This is a genomic window from Anaerocolumna xylanovorans DSM 12503, from assembly GCF_900143645.1.
In the GTDB taxonomy this organism is placed as follows: Bacteria; Bacillota; Clostridia; order Lachnospirales; family Lachnospiraceae; genus Anaerocolumna; species Anaerocolumna xylanovorans.
In genome coordinates, this window is the sequence record NZ_FRFD01000006.1 from 241,111 (window position 1) to 258,595 (window position 17,485).

The 17,485-nt window shown below is 40.1% G+C and carries 15 protein-coding genes and 1 other annotated feature; of the genes, 13 read left to right on the top strand and 2 right to left on the bottom strand.

What is annotated here, in order from left to right; all coding sequences use genetic code 11:
- The first annotated feature begins 4 nt into the window (after positions 1-4).
- The 5 genes from BUF11_RS11555 (at position 5) to BUF11_RS11575 (ending at position 4,897) form a co-directional block, all read left to right on the top strand.
- Entirely contained in the window at positions 5-907 is a 903-nt protein-coding gene (locus BUF11_RS11555; RefSeq protein ID WP_073589002.1) for a UbiA family prenyltransferase, read from the top strand.
- 86 nt (positions 908-993) lie between these two features.
- Entirely contained in the window at positions 994-2,007 is a 1,014-nt protein-coding gene (locus tag BUF11_RS11560) for a hypothetical protein (protein ID WP_073589003.1), read from the top strand.
- Between the two features lie 214 nt (positions 2,008-2,221).
- The gene (locus BUF11_RS11565; protein WP_330393876.1) at positions 2,222-3,268 is read left to right on the top strand and encodes an FAD:protein FMN transferase; all 1,047 of its coding nucleotides are present in this window, start codon (positions 2,222-2,224) and stop codon (positions 3,266-3,268) included.
- A 79-nt stretch (positions 3,269-3,347) separates the two neighbouring features.
- Positions 3,348-3,860 (top strand): Gx transporter family protein, encoded by a 513-nt coding sequence (locus tag BUF11_RS11570; protein ID WP_073589005.1) that lies wholly within the window; start codon positions 3,348-3,350, stop codon positions 3,858-3,860.
- Between the two features lie 29 nt (positions 3,861-3,889).
- A complete protein-coding gene (locus BUF11_RS11575) occupies positions 3,890-4,897 on the top strand; it encodes a LacI family DNA-binding transcriptional regulator (protein ID WP_073589006.1) in 1,008 nt (335 codons plus the stop codon).
- 196 nt (positions 4,898-5,093) lie between these two features.
- On the opposite strand, the gene BUF11_RS11580 is transcribed toward BUF11_RS11575, so the two are convergent.
- Positions 5,094-5,666: a hypothetical protein gene (locus BUF11_RS11580; protein WP_073589007.1), complete on the bottom strand. Its 573-nt coding sequence runs from the start codon at positions 5,664-5,666 to the stop codon at positions 5,094-5,096.
- 81 nt (positions 5,667-5,747) lie between these two features.
- A complete protein-coding gene (locus tag BUF11_RS11585; protein ID WP_073589008.1) occupies positions 5,748-9,464 on the bottom strand; it encodes a cellulose binding domain-containing protein in 3,717 nt (1,238 codons plus the stop codon).
- Between the two features lie 309 nt (positions 9,465-9,773).
- Between BUF11_RS11585 and rpmG the strand changes: the two genes are divergently transcribed.
- The 8 genes from rpmG (at position 9,774) to rpoB (ending at position 17,463) form a co-directional block, all read left to right on the top strand.
- Positions 9,774-9,923: a 50S ribosomal protein L33 gene (rpmG, locus tag BUF11_RS11590; protein ID WP_084558626.1), complete on the top strand. Its 150-nt coding sequence runs from the start codon at positions 9,774-9,776 to the stop codon at positions 9,921-9,923.
- Positions 9,924-9,997: 74 nt separating this feature from the next.
- Complete coding sequence (gene secE / locus BUF11_RS11595; protein WP_073589009.1) at positions 9,998-10,207, top strand: preprotein translocase subunit SecE; 210 nt, start codon at positions 9,998-10,000, stop codon at positions 10,205-10,207.
- A gap of 15 nt (positions 10,208-10,222) precedes the next feature.
- Complete coding sequence (nusG, locus tag BUF11_RS11600) at positions 10,223-10,738, top strand: transcription termination/antitermination protein NusG (protein WP_073589010.1); 516 nt, start codon at positions 10,223-10,225, stop codon at positions 10,736-10,738.
- A gap of 103 nt (positions 10,739-10,841) precedes the next feature.
- A complete protein-coding gene (rplK, locus tag BUF11_RS11605) occupies positions 10,842-11,267 on the top strand; it encodes a 50S ribosomal protein L11 (protein ID WP_073589011.1) in 426 nt (141 codons plus the stop codon).
- Between the two features lie 98 nt (positions 11,268-11,365).
- Positions 11,366-12,061, top strand: coding sequence for a 50S ribosomal protein L1 (gene rplA / locus BUF11_RS11610; protein WP_073589012.1), 696 nt, complete (start codon positions 11,366-11,368; stop codon positions 12,059-12,061).
- 55 nt (positions 12,062-12,116) lie between these two features.
- Positions 12,117-12,257 (top strand) — a sequence feature (ribosomal protein L10 leader region).
- 20 nt (positions 12,258-12,277) lie between these two features.
- Positions 12,278-12,772: a 50S ribosomal protein L10 gene (rplJ, locus tag BUF11_RS11615; RefSeq protein WP_073589013.1), complete on the top strand. Its 495-nt coding sequence runs from the start codon at positions 12,278-12,280 to the stop codon at positions 12,770-12,772.
- A gap of 76 nt (positions 12,773-12,848) precedes the next feature.
- Complete coding sequence (rplL, locus tag BUF11_RS11620) at positions 12,849-13,211, top strand: 50S ribosomal protein L7/L12 (RefSeq protein ID WP_073589014.1); 363 nt, start codon at positions 12,849-12,851, stop codon at positions 13,209-13,211.
- 418 nt (positions 13,212-13,629) lie between these two features.
- Positions 13,630-17,463 (top strand): DNA-directed RNA polymerase subunit beta, encoded by a 3,834-nt coding sequence (gene rpoB, locus BUF11_RS11625; RefSeq protein WP_073589015.1) that lies wholly within the window; start codon positions 13,630-13,632, stop codon positions 17,461-17,463.
- Positions 17,464-17,485 lie beyond the last annotated feature (22 nt).

Below are 17,485 nucleotides of genomic sequence, written 5' to 3' on the forward strand. Positions count from 1 at the left end.
GGGTATGATAAAACGGTTTTTGGATTATGTAGAAATCCGGACTAAGATTACCAGCCTCTTTGCGTTTGTGATGTCTCTTGGACTTTTGCTGTATAAAGGGCATACAATAAGCTTGGTGAATACATTGGTATTCTTTTGCTCCATGTTTCTGATAGACTTAGCAACTACGGCTGTTAATAATTATATTGATACCAAAGATGGCAGTCAGGCACTGCCTTTTGAGCGGAAAACGGCATTGTTTATTATTTATGCACTGCTGTCTGCCGGGGGGATGCTGGGAATTTATTTGGCTTACCGCACGGATTTGATCGTTTTGTTTGTTGGAGGACTTTGCTTCCTGTGTGGTGTTTTTTATACTTACGGTCCGGTGCCGATATCAAGACAGCCTTTGGGAGAAATCCTTTCCGGAGTATTTTATGGTTTATTTATTCCGTTTTTAATGTTTTATATTAATACACCGGCAGGAACTTTTTTAGAATACCATTTAAGTTTTGAAGAAATTGATTTAAAGCTTAAAATTGTGCCGATATTTGCATTATTGTTATTTGCTGTGATACCTTTTTGCTGTACGGCAAATATCATGCTGGCAAATAATATTTGCGATGTAGAGAAGGACATTCAGGTAAAAAGACATACATTGCCTTATTATATTGGTAAAAGATCCATACACCTGTTTGCCGGTCTTTATTATTTATGCTATATAGCAATTATTATAATGTGCATTGTTAAAATATTGTCACCCTTGTGCCTGCTTTCTTTGCTGACGGTATATCCGGTAGAGAAAAATATACGTACATTCAAGAAAAAACAGGTAAAGAGCGAAACCTTTGCAGTTTCCATAAAAAATTATATCACAATTATGGGAAGTGTAACTCTACTTATATTAATAAGCGCATTTCTTTCCTGATTAAGTTTTAAAAATTAGTTTTAACGTTTATTTTTATCAGCAAATGCTGGTATTAAAATAAAAATAATTATATGGAGGATAGAATTATGAAAAAAGGTTTAGCACTTGTATTAATTTTCGTTTTAGCGTTTGCCACTTTAACAGCTTGCGGCAAGAGCGGCGGTTCTAATGGCAAAGCAATCAAAACAGGTCTTGGGGTGGTTACATCCGTAGCAAGTTCCAAGAACGTAGAGGACAAAGATGGTGTTGCAGAGACAGATTCCTATGTTGCTGCCGTAACAGTAGGCTCTGACGGAAAGATTATTGACTGTAAGCTTGATGCTGCCCAGACACAGATTAATTTCTCAAAAGAAGGAAAGATTACTAGTGACAAAACAGCTGCTGTTCAGACAAAGCAGGAGAAAAAGGAAGCTTATGGCATGAAATCACAGTCTGGTATTGGAAAAGAGTGGTATGAGCAGGCTGATTCATTTGCAAAATACTGCGTTGGCAAAACATTAGACCAGATTAAAGGCATTGCCGTAACAGAGGAAGGCACAGCAAAGGATGCTGACCTTGCTTCTTCCGTAACCGTACATATCGGTGACTTTATCTCTGTTGTAGCAAAAGCTGTAGAAAATGCACAGGATTTAGGTGCAAAGTCCGGAGACAAATTAGGTCTTGGAATTGGCACAACGATTGACAAGTCCACAGATGCAGCAGCAGACACTGACGGTTTAGCAGAGGCTTATTCCTATTATACCGCTGTGACAGTTGATTCTTCCAGTAAGATTTCAAGCTGTGCTATCGATGCATCCATTTCTGATATAAACTTCAATGCAACAGGCGCTATTACTTCTGACCTTACAGCTGCTGTTCAGACAAAGCAGGAAAAAAAGGATGCCTATGGCATGAAATCACAGTCTGCTATTGGAAAAGAATGGTATGAACAGGCAAATTCCTTTGCAAAATATGTAACGGGCAAGACAGTTGAACAGGTTAAGGGTATTGCTGTAAGTGATGAAGGAACTCCTTCTGATTCAGATCTTTCAAGCTCTGTAACCGTTCATATTGCACCTTTCACCGGTGTAATCGAAAAAGCTGTAACAAACGCTAAATAATTTAGGAAAACGGCTTAACTTTCAGACGGGTGTCCTAAAAGTCCGTTTAATCAGTTATGAGGTACCGGATATTGAAATTAGAATATAGCTATTTTCAATATCTGGTATATACTCATAGGATTAGGAGACTTTTGAGGCACCCTCTATTTTAAACAGAGAATATATGAGATAGAACAGATTTAAGAATAATTCGTTCTATAGAATGGAGACTAACGTGGGGAAGCGGCTATTGGCTATCGTACTGATTTTTATTAATGTAATTTCTCTCACCTCCTGCGCTTTTTCAAAGCCAAAAAGATATGAAGCAGAATTTCTGGTTTTATTTGATACCGTAACAAAAATCGTCGGATACGCCGACAATAAAGAAGAATTCGATAAATACGCCCATATGATCTATGATGAGCTTAAAACATACCATGAGCTATATGATATTTATAATGATTATGATGGGGTTAATAATATAAAGACAATTAATGATAATGCCGGTATCAAGCCGGTAAAGGTAGATAAAAAGTTATTAGATATGCTTTTATATGCGAAAACAGCCTACACAGAAACAGACGGCAAGTTGAACATAGCATTGGGGGCAGTTTTACAGGTATGGCATCAATACAGGGAAGAAGGTATCAATGACCCTGAAAATGCGAAAGTACCCCCTATGGAACTCTTGGAGGAAAAAAATAAACATACGGATATTAATAATCTTATTATTGACGAAAAGGCTTCTACCGTATATCTCAAAGATTCGGAGATGTCACTTGATGTCGGCGGAGTAGGCAAGGGATACGCTACCGAACAGGTGTGCCAGTATGCAGAGGCTCATGGCTTTGTTAATGGAATGGTCAGTGTCGGCGGTAATGTCCGTGTAATCGGAAGCAGAGACGGCAAGGGAGAGCCTTGGCGTGTGGGAATACAAAATCCTGATTTGACCAGTGAAAAGACGAATCTTAAAGTCCTTAACCTGACAGATGCTTCCCTGGTTTCAAGCGGTGATTATGAGCGGTATTATATGGTGGATGGAGTGAAGTACCACCATATTATTGATCCTCTGACTCTTATGCCTTCGGTATATTTCACTGCAGTAACGATTGTCTGCAAGGATTCCGGTATGGCAGATGCCTATACAAAAGCAATTTATAATATGCCTTATGAAGATGGACTTAAGTTTGTGGAAAAACATCCGGAAATACAGGCTCTTTGGGTATTTAAGAACGGTGATATAAAATATAGTCCCGGTTTTGAAAAATATATCAGGGAATAGTGTGAATTACTGGAAAGCATAATTCACACAAGTTTGTGCTTGCGATATGCAGGAAGAATAGTTTAGAAAGGGTACCGTAATGAGGAAATCTACAGCAAGAAAGGTAGCGTATTATGGAATATTCGTTGCCCTTGCGTTTGTGTTTAGTTTTGTTGAGGTGCTGGTTCCGGTTTCTTTAGGAATTCCGGGAATTAAGCTAGGGCTTGCCAACATTGTTGTACTTACGGCCCTTTATGCCATGGGGCCAAGAGATGCCTTTTTTATATCCTGTGTAAGAATAGTGTTGGTGGGCTTTACTTTTGGAAATATGGCAAGTCTTTTGTACAGTATGGCAGGAGGACTCTTAAGCTGGCTGGTAATGTGCCTGCTAAAGAAGATAAAAGGCTTTAGTATGATTGGAGTCAGCCTGGCAGGAGGGATATCTCATAACATAGGGCAGATAGCAGTAGCCGCCCTTATGCTAAAGACTGTCAGTGTGATATATTACCTTCCGGTTCTTCTCATTGCAGGTACTATAACCGGAATATTAATTGGAATTCTCGGGGGAATGCTGCTTAAAGTCCAGCTAAGGCTTAAAAACAGCATAGGATAATAAAAAATTAGAGAAACGGTGATGGAAACGTGGCAACCATTAAGGATATTGCAAGGAAATGCAAGGTTTCGACTTCTACAGTCAGTAAGGCACTAAACGGTTACAGGGATATTGGCGAGGAGAAAAGGGAAGAGATAAAAAAAGCAGCTATCGAGCTGGGATATTTACCTTTAGACGGCAGGAAAGCAGAAAAATCAAAGAAGACCTATAACATAGGTGTTTTATTCTCTACCTTATTTGACTATGGACTTCGGAACGAATATTTTGCACATATTCTGGCTGCTTTTAAAGAAAAAGCTGCCATCAAAGGATATGATATTACTTTTATAGAGCACAATATGGGAAAACGCAGAATGAGTTATCTGGAGCATTGCAGATACCGAAACTTTGACGGTGTTTTTATAGTGTGTGCTGACTTTGCGGAAGCGGAAGTAATTGAGTTAGTAAACAGCCTTATTCCTATAGTGACCATCGACCAGGTATTTAATGAAGCAATCTCCGTATTGTCTGACAACTATGACGGAATGAGGCAGCTGACCCAGTATATTATAGACTGCGGGCACAAAAGGATAGCTTATATTCATGGAAACAAGTCCTCAGTCACCCATAACCGCCTGGTTGGATTTTATAATACAATGAAAGAAAATGAGCTTTCCATACCGGAAGAATATCTGGTAGAAGGCATATACAGAAATGCAGAAGTCTGCGAAGAACTGGCAAAGCACCTTATCAGGCTTTCCGGCCCGCCTACCTGTATTATTGCACCGGATGATTACGCTGCTCTTGGCGTAATGAACTGTGTCAGAAAGATGGGGCTTAAGGTTCCGGAGGATATATCGGTTGCAGGCTATGACGGAATCTCTGTCTCACAGGCCATAGAGCCAAGGCTTACTACGGTGAAACAGGATACTGACAAGATTGGAAGTGAAGCGGCAAGGCAGCTTATCAATCTGATTGAAAGCCCCATGATGACTTCTTTGGATTCCGTATGCCTGGAGGTAGAGCTAATAAAAGGTGGAACTGTTAAAAGAATATGATAAACATAATACTTTACAACATTTGTTTATCATTGGTGAAATGCCGGTACTGCACGCAGTACCGGCATTTCAGGTTCAAAATATTGCGGTTAGTCTATCTCTAAAGTTGTCATGGTAAGTGCTTCCTTTATAAGCTTACATTAGAACCATCGTTTTTTTATAAATCACCTGCTCCTTTCACAAACAGTTACCTGATCTAATAAAGCTTACGGGTAATCCGCTCCTTTATTATCCCTATATTATCAGAACTAAATGTCATCGGATATTCTCTACCCTTAAAGACAATCATAATATCTAAATCTGGTCTTTGGTGGGAGGCTCCGTATTCATTCAGGTATCCTTGCGCATTCTTAATAAGTAAGGATATATTTTCCGACGCTTCCTTTACGGTGATGTCTGTTATATCATATCTGGAATATCTGGATTTAGCCACTGTATAAGCGCTTATTGCTTTTGGGAAATTGTCAACAACATGCCGGGTCTGAATCAAAGGCTGCCCACCCCAGGGAGTTGATAAGGCACCAATCCAGTACTCCACTTCAAAGTTTATCTTTCTCTCATCCTTTGTTGTAAAAAGATAAACATATTTCTTACCATCCCTGCCCAGACTCTTTATATATTCAAAATCCCTGTCGTAGCGTATATATAACATTTTTCTAACATGAGTTATAATGTGTTTTTCTCCCAGATATTTTACATTATACAGGGCAATAACTGTAATGAGAAGAATTGCAATAACAGATATCCGTACGAACCATCGCTTTTTCATAAATTACCTGCCCTTTCATAAAAACTTCCAGACTTAATTAACCTTAACTACTTATTGCATTTGCCTATTGCAGGGTGTCAATTAATTAGCAGAACGTTTGCCTTGAGCTAAGTAATAATAAAAACTATCTGTCTCATGGGTTACCCAGAAATATTCCATAACCGATTTTACATGATAATATTCATAATATTGGGCCAGATTTTCTCCGGTAAAAACACATAACCATCCGATTGCAGACTTTGATAGAAAGTCGGTAAGAGCGCCTGAACCGTAGTTTCCGGAATGATGTTCCAAGGTATCTGTGCTGGCTAAAAAGCCGATTTTCTGACCGGAATGGACACCCAACGCTGACACCACATCACCTTTGACATAATAGCTGATTAATTCTCCCTTGTTGTTGTAGTCCTTTAAATAATCCATGGCTTTATCTTTTGTCCAGAAAAGCAGTTTGTTATACTTTAACCCAATTCCGTTGAAGTAGGCCACTTTTTCAAGACTGACAGAACGCTTTTCCAAAAGCTCTGCCGCACCAATCTGCGCAAGATAACCGCCCAGTGAATGACCGGTAATGTATATGTTGCAGCCAGGATAGCGGTCGGCAATTTTTAAGGCATATTCTCTTGCATGGCCTTCTTCTGAATGATAATTAAGCAAGCCTACGCCTACTATATTATTAACCCATTCACCTATTTTTTCATTTGTTCCCCGGTAGGCTATGACAATATCATTTCCATTTTTAAAAGTACTTGCGCTGAAATAGGTATCTATATCCGCCCACTTATTTACATAATCAACGAGCTTCCATTTTAAAGAGATGCCCTCATCTTGATCGGCTATACTTGCGCCGCGGTAAAAGTAATATTGTTCCCCTGCTTCACCGTCAGCGCCCACAATATCCGGTGCCGTATACATCTTATTTACAAAGTTGGTTCCGTTCTCATATGCCAATGCTGCAAAAATGGCCAGATCCCTGTCGCACACATTCCAAACCAACGGTTCCTGGTCTTCGCTGTCCCACAGCCCGTCGTAATCCGTATCTTCCTGAACAGGGGATGAGTTAACCTTCAGGTACACCTTATTATCGCTGCCTTTTACAACATATACTTCTTCGCCATTTGGAACGGAATCACCGTCATAATCACTATTTGCCTGAACAGCTGCATAGGATTGTCCGGCGAATAATTTAATTCCACTCCCGCTGGTTAACCTGCCCTCGCACATTAACTTTGTATAATAGTCCGATATACCGTCATTATTGGAATCTGTCGTATAATCAACTGTCTCTTCCTTTAGGAAATCAAAGCATTCCTCAAGATCAGTGATGACGGATGCAAGATAATATTTTCCTCCGGTTTGCTCTGCTATCTTTGTTAACAGTGCCGTATCTACCGTATTGATGCCGATTGTATAAATGGTTGCTTTATTTTGGACGGCTTTCTTTACTAAATCGGCATATTTATTATCATATGTAACAGATGGTTCATCATAGCCGTCTGTCAGTACAATAATAGTATCATATACATCTGCGGCATCAGAGAATTCATCCAGGGCTTCTCCAATACCGGTATATATTGCTGTTAACCCGTTTGCAGATAAATAATTCACACCACTTGCCAGTGCTGTCTTATCAGCAGTCATGGGTACGACGGTAGAGGCGCTGCTGTTAAATTTAATAATAGATGCCTGATCCTTATCACCAAGAATATTAATGAAGTTGTTTAAAACGGTCTTAACAGTACTGAGCTTTGTACCGCTCATACTGCCGGAAACGTCGACAACAAATCCAATCCTAAGGTGTTTGGCATTGGTACCCGGACCTTTTATATCATCTTTCCAGACTTTCTCAAATGCAGTTTTATTTAACAGTATATAGGTTGAAAAATGTTTTGTCACTGCTGATATGGCATTACCGGTTATTGTCTGGTTTTCTAATTCTTCCAATGTCTGCTGGTCTTCGTTATAATAGTAGATAGCAGGGACGAAAGTTTTATCCGTTAATAAGTTTTTATCAAACTGAAATGAAATAACGGCAGACTCAAAGCTTCCGTTTATGTTAAAGTCATAGGCAGAGCCCATATATCCGGGGATTTTATCATTAATCAGCGGATTATCCGTAACCTCTTCGATGGTCAAAGAATCCAATTGGCTGCCCCTTACATTTTTCACTACTACACTTGGAATAACTGACTGGTTATCGGCTTCGTAGGTTGCTGTGGCGGTAAAGGTACTGTTGGCAGTTAAAGGGTCTGTTCCGTTTTTAAGTTCCAGGCTATCGGAAGCTCCATCACCGTCCGTATCTTTTTGTAAGGGATTGGTCTTGTATATGCCCACTTCATCATAATCACTTAGGGTATCATAATCACTGTCATAATAGGCAGGGTCAAGACCCAGGGCAAGCTCCTCCTTATTTGAGAGTTTATCTAAATCACGGTCTTCGTCGGAATCCGGAATCCCGTTACCGTCTGTATCAGTTACCAGAGGATTTGTATTAAGAATTGCGAGTTCTACATAATCATTCAGTCCGTCTCCGTCCGTATCGGCATTTTCCTTATCTGTTCCATAATAAGCTTCCAGATAATTAATAAGCCCGTCTCCATCCGTATCACCGGTGTCGATTTCTAATCCATGGGAATAATCCCAGTTGCCGCATGCCAGCTTTATACTCTTGCTTATGCTGGTGCCGTCTGTATCCTGAACACTGACAGTGAGTACATTGATACCAAATATCAGGCTAAAATCTGCAATCGCCCAATCTTTTGCCGCATTAATATCGCCCTTTTTTATAATATTGCCATTCTCATCGGCTATTGTGTATGCAAAACTTTTAACTTTTTTCATATCATATAGTAAGGTTCCATTGATTGAACTTATTTTTTCACTTCCCACTGCATAAAAATCCTTGTCCTGGTAGTATACAAAGGGTAAGGTATTTATGGTAAGTTCACGATTATCGGAAGTGGTATCGGTACTGTGTAAGATGATATTTTGTGCCTTTTTTGAAGCACTGCCGGATTGGACGATAAATCCAAATGATACAGAAGCTTTTGCAGCTATATTCTGATTATAACCTGCATTATAAACAACATAATGATTGGCGCTGTGTTCTTTGATTTTGGCGTTCCATATGCTGCTTATATTGTTTTCCATATCGAATTCCAGATACCAGTCTTCAATCGGCTTGTCAGTATTATTAATAATTTCAATCCTTCCAGTGAAACCGCTTCCCCAGTCACTGTCGATTATGTAATTGACAGAATAACGGTTATCCTTTACCTGCCCTGCTGTCCCAAGCAAGGAGTAGGCACTTGGAATATCAACCGTATTTCCATTTGCGGTAAAGCCGAAACTTACCGACTCATTCGGCCTTATGTCCTGGTTCCATTGTACATTTTTTATTGTATAGATAGTATCGTCATAACTGACGACAGAAGCATTCCATATATTTGATATCCTGTTGGATGACTTAAAAGAAATGCACCAATTTTCAATTGCTGTATTACCGGTGTTCTTTATTGTAATACTGCCATTGTAAGCACCTTCCCACTGACCGGTAATATTGAATTCAACATCAAAACCATTTCCAGAGAATTTGTTATTGCCAGGAGTGATTGCCCCTCCTGTCACAGTCCGGAGGCCGGGTTCACTGCTAAAGGCTTTCGTGCTTGTCTTTCCTTCTGCCGATGGCATGGTTTCTGATGTTTCGGCGTTTGCCTGAAGATTTGCAAACGGTAATAACAGCATTGACAGTACCAGTACGATTGATAAGATACTTTTCTTAACTCTCCCTCTTACTTTCATTTTACTTTTCTCCCTTCATACGTTATAATTCAGTATAAATATACAGATAATGCATAGCCTTTAAAAAAATTAGTTCTAATATCAGCGAAAGCACAGTAGAATAATGGGACTAAAAGTAATATTTATACTATAAATGGAATTATAAGGTAAAACAAAGACACTGTCAATGATTATCCTATTATTGCGGCATTTTATCGTCAGTAAAAAAATTTATTGACTGGGGTTGTAAAGTATGGTATATTAGATTGGCGATGGAAGAGGTCTTTTTTTTATGCTCAAAATTTTAAAATTCAAGCGGAGGTGGAAGCTGTGCGCGTAAAGATCACATTGGCATGTACTGAGTGCAAACAACGTAATTACAATACAACAAAAGAAAAGAAAGCACATCCAGACAGAATGGAAACAAAGAAGTACTGCAAGTTCTGCAAATCACACACATTACACAAAGAAACAAAATAACGGTATCTTAAATTCTATTCGGTTAACTTAAAAGTAATTTTTGGGACAGACTGATAGGAAAGGAAAGAGAGAATATGGGAGAAAACTTAACTGCAGCAGAAAAGGCTCCAAAGAAAAGCAGGTTTAAAGGACTGAAAGCTGAATTCTCAAAAATAGCCTGGCCTGACAGAGATACCCTTATTAAACAGTCATCAGCAGTGCTGGTAGCATCTGTTGCATTAGGGGTAATAATATCTGTAGTAGATTTAATCATAAAATTCGGTGTCGGTTTTATAATTAAATAGAATAAGGATGGTCATATGTCAAAGACGAATTGGTACGTTGTTCATACCTACTCAGGATATGAGAATAAGGTGAAAGCCAACATTGAGAAAACAATTGAAAACAGAAAACTTCAAGATCAGATCTTAGAGGTATCCGTTCCCTTACAGGATGTCATTGAGGTAAAGAACGGTGTTAAGAAAAAAGTTCAGAAGAAAATGTTCCCTGGATATGTTTTACTTAACATGGAAATGAACGACGATACCTGGTACGTAGTTCGTAATACACGAGGCGTTACCGGATTTGTCGGTCCTGGCTCTAAACCGGTTCCCTTAACGGATATAGAAATGAAAGCTATGGGAATCAAGAAAGACGACGTTGTTGTTGATTTTGAAATCGGCGATATGGTGGAGGTTGTTTCCGGTGTGTGGGAAAATACAACGGGCATCATTAAGCAGATTAATACTCACAAGCAGATCGTCACAATCAGTGTCGATATGTTTGGACGTGAAACTCCTGTCGAAATAAGTTTCACGGATATCAGAAAAATGTAAACAAAGAACATCCGGTACTTACAAAAAGCTTCTGTTGCACGAAAGAAACCGGATGGTGGGAGGGCAATCCCGATAAAACCACAAATTCAGGAGGTATGCTATAATGGCAAAGAAAGTTACAGGTTATATTAAATTACAGATTCCCGCTGCAAAGGCAACACCCGCACCGCCTGTTGGACCTGCTTTAGGCCAGCACGGTGTTAATATTGTGCAGTTCACAAAGGAATTCAATGCAAGAACCGCAGATCAGGAAGGAATGATTATTCCTGTTGTTATTACTGTATATGCAGACAGAAGCTTTAGCTTCATCACAAAGACTCCTCCGGCTGCTATTCTTTTAAAGAAAGCTTGCAATTTAAAATCAGGTTCTGCAGTTCCTAACAAGACTAAGGTTGCAACCATAACCAAGGCTGAAGTAAGAAAGATTGCAGAATTAAAAATGCCAGATTTAAATGCTGCGAACATTGATACAGCTATGAGCATGATAGCTGGTACTGCAAGAAGTATGGGAATTACCGTAGTTGACTAATTTTTAATAAAATGTGGGAGGGTAATGGGTGCTTTGGCACACCATGAAAAAGGATATTTCTTTTAAGCTCCCGATAATACCACTAGGAGGTTAATGTAATGAAAAGAGGAAAGAAATACGCAGAAGCTGCAAAGCTTATCGACAGGGCTGTTCTTTACGATGCAGATGCTGCTATCGGCTTAGTTAAGAAAACAGCTGTTGCTAAATTTGATGAAACAGTAGAGGCTCATATCAGACTTGGTGTTGACGGACGTCACGCTGACCAGCAGGTTCGTGGTGCAGTAGTACTTCCCCACGGAACCGGTAGAACAGTTAAAGTATTAGTATTTGCAAAGGGTGATAAGCTTTCTGAAGCAGAAGCAGCCGGTGCAGACTATGTAGGCGGAGAAGAATTAGTGCCTAAAATCCAGAATGAAGGCTGGGTTGACTTTGATGTAGTTGTTGCTACTCCTGATATGATGGGTGTTGTAGGACGTTTAGGACGTGTACTCGGACCTAAGGGCTTAATGCCTAACCCTAAAGCCGGAACTGTTACCATGGATGTAGCAAAGGCTGTAAAAGAGATTAAAGCAGGTAAGATCGAATACAGATTAGACAAAACAAATATCATTCACGTGCCGTTGGGAAAAGCTTCATTTAGCGAAGATCAATTAGCGGACAACTTCCAGACGCTTATTGGTGCAATTAATAAAGCAAAACCTTCTGCCGCAAAAGGACAGTATTTAAGAAGCGTTACACTGACATCCACTATGGGACCTGGTGTAAAATTAAATACAGCAAAGCTTGCACAGTAATCTTTTTGCAGAAGATTTTAATTTATGGTTGACACCATAATAGATTAATGTTATGCTAGTTTAGCAATATCTGCCGAAGACAGTAGGTGCCGTAAGGCATAAGGTGAGAACGCCTACCGAGGGAATAAATTTTTATGAGTTTAAGAAATTTATGGAATCCCTTACTGTTCGGCAGTGAGGGATTTTTTTTGAAAATCTATAAGGAGGTATACCAGAATGGCAAAAGTAGAATTAAAACAACCTGTTGTTGATGAAATCAAAGGCTATGTTGATCAGGCAAGGGCAATCGTTGCTGTTGACTACCGTGGTCTTACGGTAGAAGAAGATACAAAGCTTCGTAAGCAGTTAAGAGAAGCCGGCGTTGTATATAAAGTATACAAGAATACTTTGTTAAAGCGTGCATTTGAAGGAACTGTATATGAGAGTCTTGCAAAACACTTGGAAGGACCTACTGCAATCGCTTTCGGAATCGAAGATGCAACTGCTCCTGCAAGAATCATCAATGATGCAATTAAGACTTCTCCTAAGTTAGAGTTCAAGGCCGGTGTTGTTGAAGGAACCTATTATGATGAAAAAGGTATCCAGGTTATCGCAACAATTCCTTCCAGAGAAGTACTTATTTCCAAGTTGCTTGGAAGCTTACAGTCACCTATTACCAATTTTGCTCGTGTTCTTAAGCAGATTGCTGAGAAACAGTCAGAAGTGGCATAAAGGCTAATGAACTGAAAATATTCAGTCGCAAAACTTTTATTCAGTACAAATAAATTATTAAACGGAGGTATTTCAAATGACAACTCAAGAGTTTATCGAAGCTATTAAGAGCTTAACAGTATTAGAATTAAATGATTTAGTAAAAGCATGTGAAGAAGAATTCGGTGTATCCGCAGCAGCAGGTGTTGTAGTTGCTGGTCCTGCAGCGGCAGCAGAAGTTGAAGAGAAGACAGAATTTGACGTTGAATTAACAGAGTGCGGCCCTAACAAGGTTAAGGTTATCAAAGTTGTTCGTGAAATCACAGGATTAGGCTTAAAAGAAGCTAAGGATCTCGTAGATGGCGCTCCTAAGACATTAAAAGAAGCTGCATCCAAGGATGAATCCGCTGATATCAAGGCTAAACTTGAAGCTGAAGGCGCTAAAGTTACAATTAAATAATTTAACTTTAACAGTAAAGGTCTGTCCTGAAGATAATTGGGACAGACCTTTTTTGTGCAGCCATATGAGTGCGGCAAAGTGCCTGTTCGATCAAATTTATGAGGGGATAAACAGATAACACAGGCAGTTTTTCACCGGTAAAAAGAAATAAGGGGCCCCTGGTATAGATTGTATTATTTTGGGAATAAGATATAGATAGGGAAATCCTTGGCATTAGGGATAGAAAAAGGTGAAAAAAAGGACAAAAACATATTGACAACTTGACATTCCTATGATAGTATGAAAGATGCACTATTGTGCGAAGATGTGCCTACAGTATCTATTATAGCACATATCTAAGCAAAAGAAAAGTAGTTTAAACAAATTATTCTAGATTATTTCTGGAAATAAAAATAAAATTCAAGGGGTGAAAACGTCAATGGATAAAAACAGGATACGTCCAATCAAAGTTGGAAACGGCGTAAGAATGAGCTACTCTAGGCAAAAAGAAGTACTGGAAATGCCAAATCTGATTGAAGTTCAAAAAGATTCCTACCAATGGTTTTTAGATGAAGGTTTGAAGGAAGTTTTTGATGATATTTCTCCGATTGAAGATTACAGCGGGCATTTGAGCTTAGAGTTTGTGGATTTTGTGCTGTGCGAAGATGATGTAAAATATTCAATTGAAGAGTGCAAGGAAAGAGATTCTACCTTTGCAGCTCCTTTAAAGGTGAAAGTCAGACTTCACAACAAAGAGAACGATGAAATCAATGAGCACGATATTTTTATGGGTGACTTGCCTTTAATGACGGAAACCGGAACCTTCGTGATAAACGGAGCGGAAAGAGTTATCGTTAGCCAGTTGGTACGCTCCCCCGGAATTTACTATGCCATCGGGCACGACAAAATCGGTAAAAGGCTTTTTTCTTCCACTGTTATCCCCAACAGAGGAGCATGGCTGGAATATGAAACCGATTCTAACGATGTATTTTATGTTCGTGTGGACCGAAACAGAAAGGTTCCGATTACAGTACTGATTCGTGCCTTGGGAATTGGAAGCAATATTGAGATTCAGGAACTCTTTGGTGAAGAACCTAAGATTTTAGCAAGTATTACAAAGGATCCATCTGATAATTATCAGGATGGTTTACTTGAGCTGTACAAAAAACTGCGCCCCGGTGAACCGCTTTCCGTTGAAAGTGCTGAGTCTTTAATCAACAGCATGTTCTTTGATCCCAGAAGGTATGATCTTGCCAAGGTGGGAAGATTTAAGTTCAACAAGAAACTTGCGTTAAAGAACAGAGTTATAGGATGCACATTAGCAGAAGATGTAGTAAATAAGGAAACCGGAGAAATATTAGCTGAGGCAGGTACAGTTATTACAGAAGAACTTGCCATCACCATACAGAACGCGGCTGTCCGCTCCATAATGGTACAAGCGGAGGAGAGAAACGTTAAGGTTCTTTCCAGTATGATGGTTGATTTGAATTGCTATCTGGATGTGGATAAGAAGGAACTGGGTATAACGGAAGAAGTTTACTATCCGGTATTAAAGAGTATTTTAGAGGAATATAAGAACATTGAGGACATTAAGCTTGCCATTAAGAGAAACATCAGTGAATTAATTCCCAAACATATAACAAAAGACGATATCATAGCCTCCATTAATTACAATATTCATCTGGAATATGGCATTGGCGGTGCCGATGATATTGACCATTTAGGAAACAGAAGAATCCGTGCGGTAGGCGAATTATTGCAGAATCAGTACCGTATTGGTCTGTCCAGAATGGAACGTGTGGTAAGAGAAAGAATGACTACACAGGACTTAGAGGGTGTAAGTCCCCAGTCCTTAATTAATATTAAGCCTGTAACCGCAGCTGTAAAGGAATTCTTTGGAAGTTCCCAGCTGTCACAGTTCATGGATCAGCATAACCCTCTTGGTGAATTAACACATAAGAGACGTCTTTCCGCTTTAGGACCCGGTGGTCTGTCCCGTGACCGCGCCGGATTCGAGGTTCGTGACGTTCACTATTCCCATTACGGAAGAATGTGCCCCGTAGAGACTCCCGAAGGTCCTAACATCGGTCTTATCAACTCCCTGGCTTCCTATGCAAGGATTAATGAGTATGGATTTATTGAAGCACCTTACCGTAAAGTAGACAAAACAGATCCTAAGAACCCCAGAGTTACTGATGAGGTTGTTTATCTCACAGCTGATGAAGAGGATAGGTATGTTGTTGCACAGGCCAATGAACCCCTGGACGAGAACGGATACTTTACTGACAGTAATATATCAGGCCGTTATAAGGAAGAAACGCTGGAATATCCCAAGTCAAGAATTGACTTAATGGACGTTTCGCCTAAGATGGTATTTTCCGTAGCGACAGCTATGATTCCCTTCCTTGAAAATGATGATGCTAACCGTGCCCTTATGGGTTCTAACATGCAGCGTCAGGCGGTTCCTCTGTTAATTACAGAAGCCCCTGTTGTCGGTACCGGTATTGAGTTAAAGGCAGCTGTTGACTCCGGTGTTTGCGTGGTAACTGAAAAAGCAGGTGTGGTTGAAAAATCCACCTCCAGAGAAATCATTATTAAAAACAGTGACGGAACCAAGAATACTTATAAATTATTAAAATTTGCAAGAAGTAACCAGGGAACCTGCATCAACCAGAGACCTATTGTAGTGAAGGGTGACAAGGTTGAAGCCGGTCAGGTTATAGCAGACGGTCCGTCCACTTCACAGGGTGAATTAGCTTTAGGTAAGAATCCTCTTATTGGATTTATGACCTGGGAAGGTTATAATTATGAGGATGCGGTTCTCCTAAGTGAAAGACTGGTCCAGGAAGATGTATATACCTCTGTTCATATTGAAGAATATGAAGCCGAGTCCAGAGATACCAAATTAGGACCCGAAGAAATCACAAGAGATGTTCCGGGTGTTGGTGATGATGCCCTTAAGGATCTGGATGAGCGCGGTATCATAAGAATAGGTGCGGAAGTACGTGCCGGAGATATTCTGGTTGGTAAGGTAACTCCCAAGGGAGAAACAGAGCTTACGGCAGAAGAAAGACTTCTTCGCGCTATTTTCGGCGAGAAGGCAAGAGAAGTAAGAGATACCTCCCTTCGCGTGCCTCATGGGGAATATGGTATCATCGTAGATGCAAAAGTATTTACAAGAGAAAACGGTGATGAACTCTCTCCCGGAGTAAATCAGACTGTTAGAGTATATATTGCCCAGAAAAGAAAGATTCAAGTCGGAGATAAGATGGCTGGCCGTCACGGCAATAAGGGTGTTGTGTCCCGTGTATTGCCTGCGGAGGATATGCCTTTCCTGCCCAACGGAAGACCGCTTGATATCGTGCTTAACCCTCTGGGTGTGCCTTCCCGTATGAATATCGGTCAGGTACTTGAAATCCACTTAAGCCTTGCTGCCAAGGTACTTGGCTTTAAGGTGGCCACACCTGTATTTGATGGTGCCAATGAGTATGACATTATGGATACTCTGGAGCTTGCCAACGATTATGTCAATACGGAGTGGGAAGAGTTCTATAACAAATACAAGGATATCCTTGACCCGGAGGTTATGGATTATCTGGAAAATAATAAAGCTTACAGAGAGCAATGGAAGGGTGTTCCTATCAACAGGGACGGTAAAGTAAGACTTCGTGACGGCAGAACCGGTGAATTTTTTGACGGAGCTGTTACAGTTGGATTCATGCATTACTTAAAACTCCACCATCTGGTAGACGATAAGATTCATGCCCGTTCTACAGGACCATATTCCTTAGTAACACAGCAGCCTTTAGGCGGTAAAGCCCAGTTCGGCGGACAGAGATTCGGTGAAATGGAGGTTTGGGCGCTGGAAGCTTACGGTGCTGCTTATACTCTTCAGGAAATCCTTACGGTAAAATCCGATGATGTTACCGGACGTGTAAAGACCTATGAAGCTATTATTAAAGGTGAGAATATTTCCGATCCCGGAATTCCGGAATCTTTCAAAGTACTCTTAAAAGAACTTCAGTCACTGGCACTGGATGTAATCGTGTTGGATGAAAATGGTCATGAAGTTAAGATGACAGAGAATATTGATTACGGCGATGGCGATTTAACACCTCTTATTGAGGGTGATAACAACTTCCATTATGACGAAGATTATAGTGAAGCCGGATACCGTGAGACGACTGCCGAAGAAGAAGACAGCTTCTTTGATCCGTTTGAGGAGGATACGGTAGACCTTAGCGATGTGGACGATGAAGATTTAGAAGAATAGTCTACTGTAATAAGAGCGGATT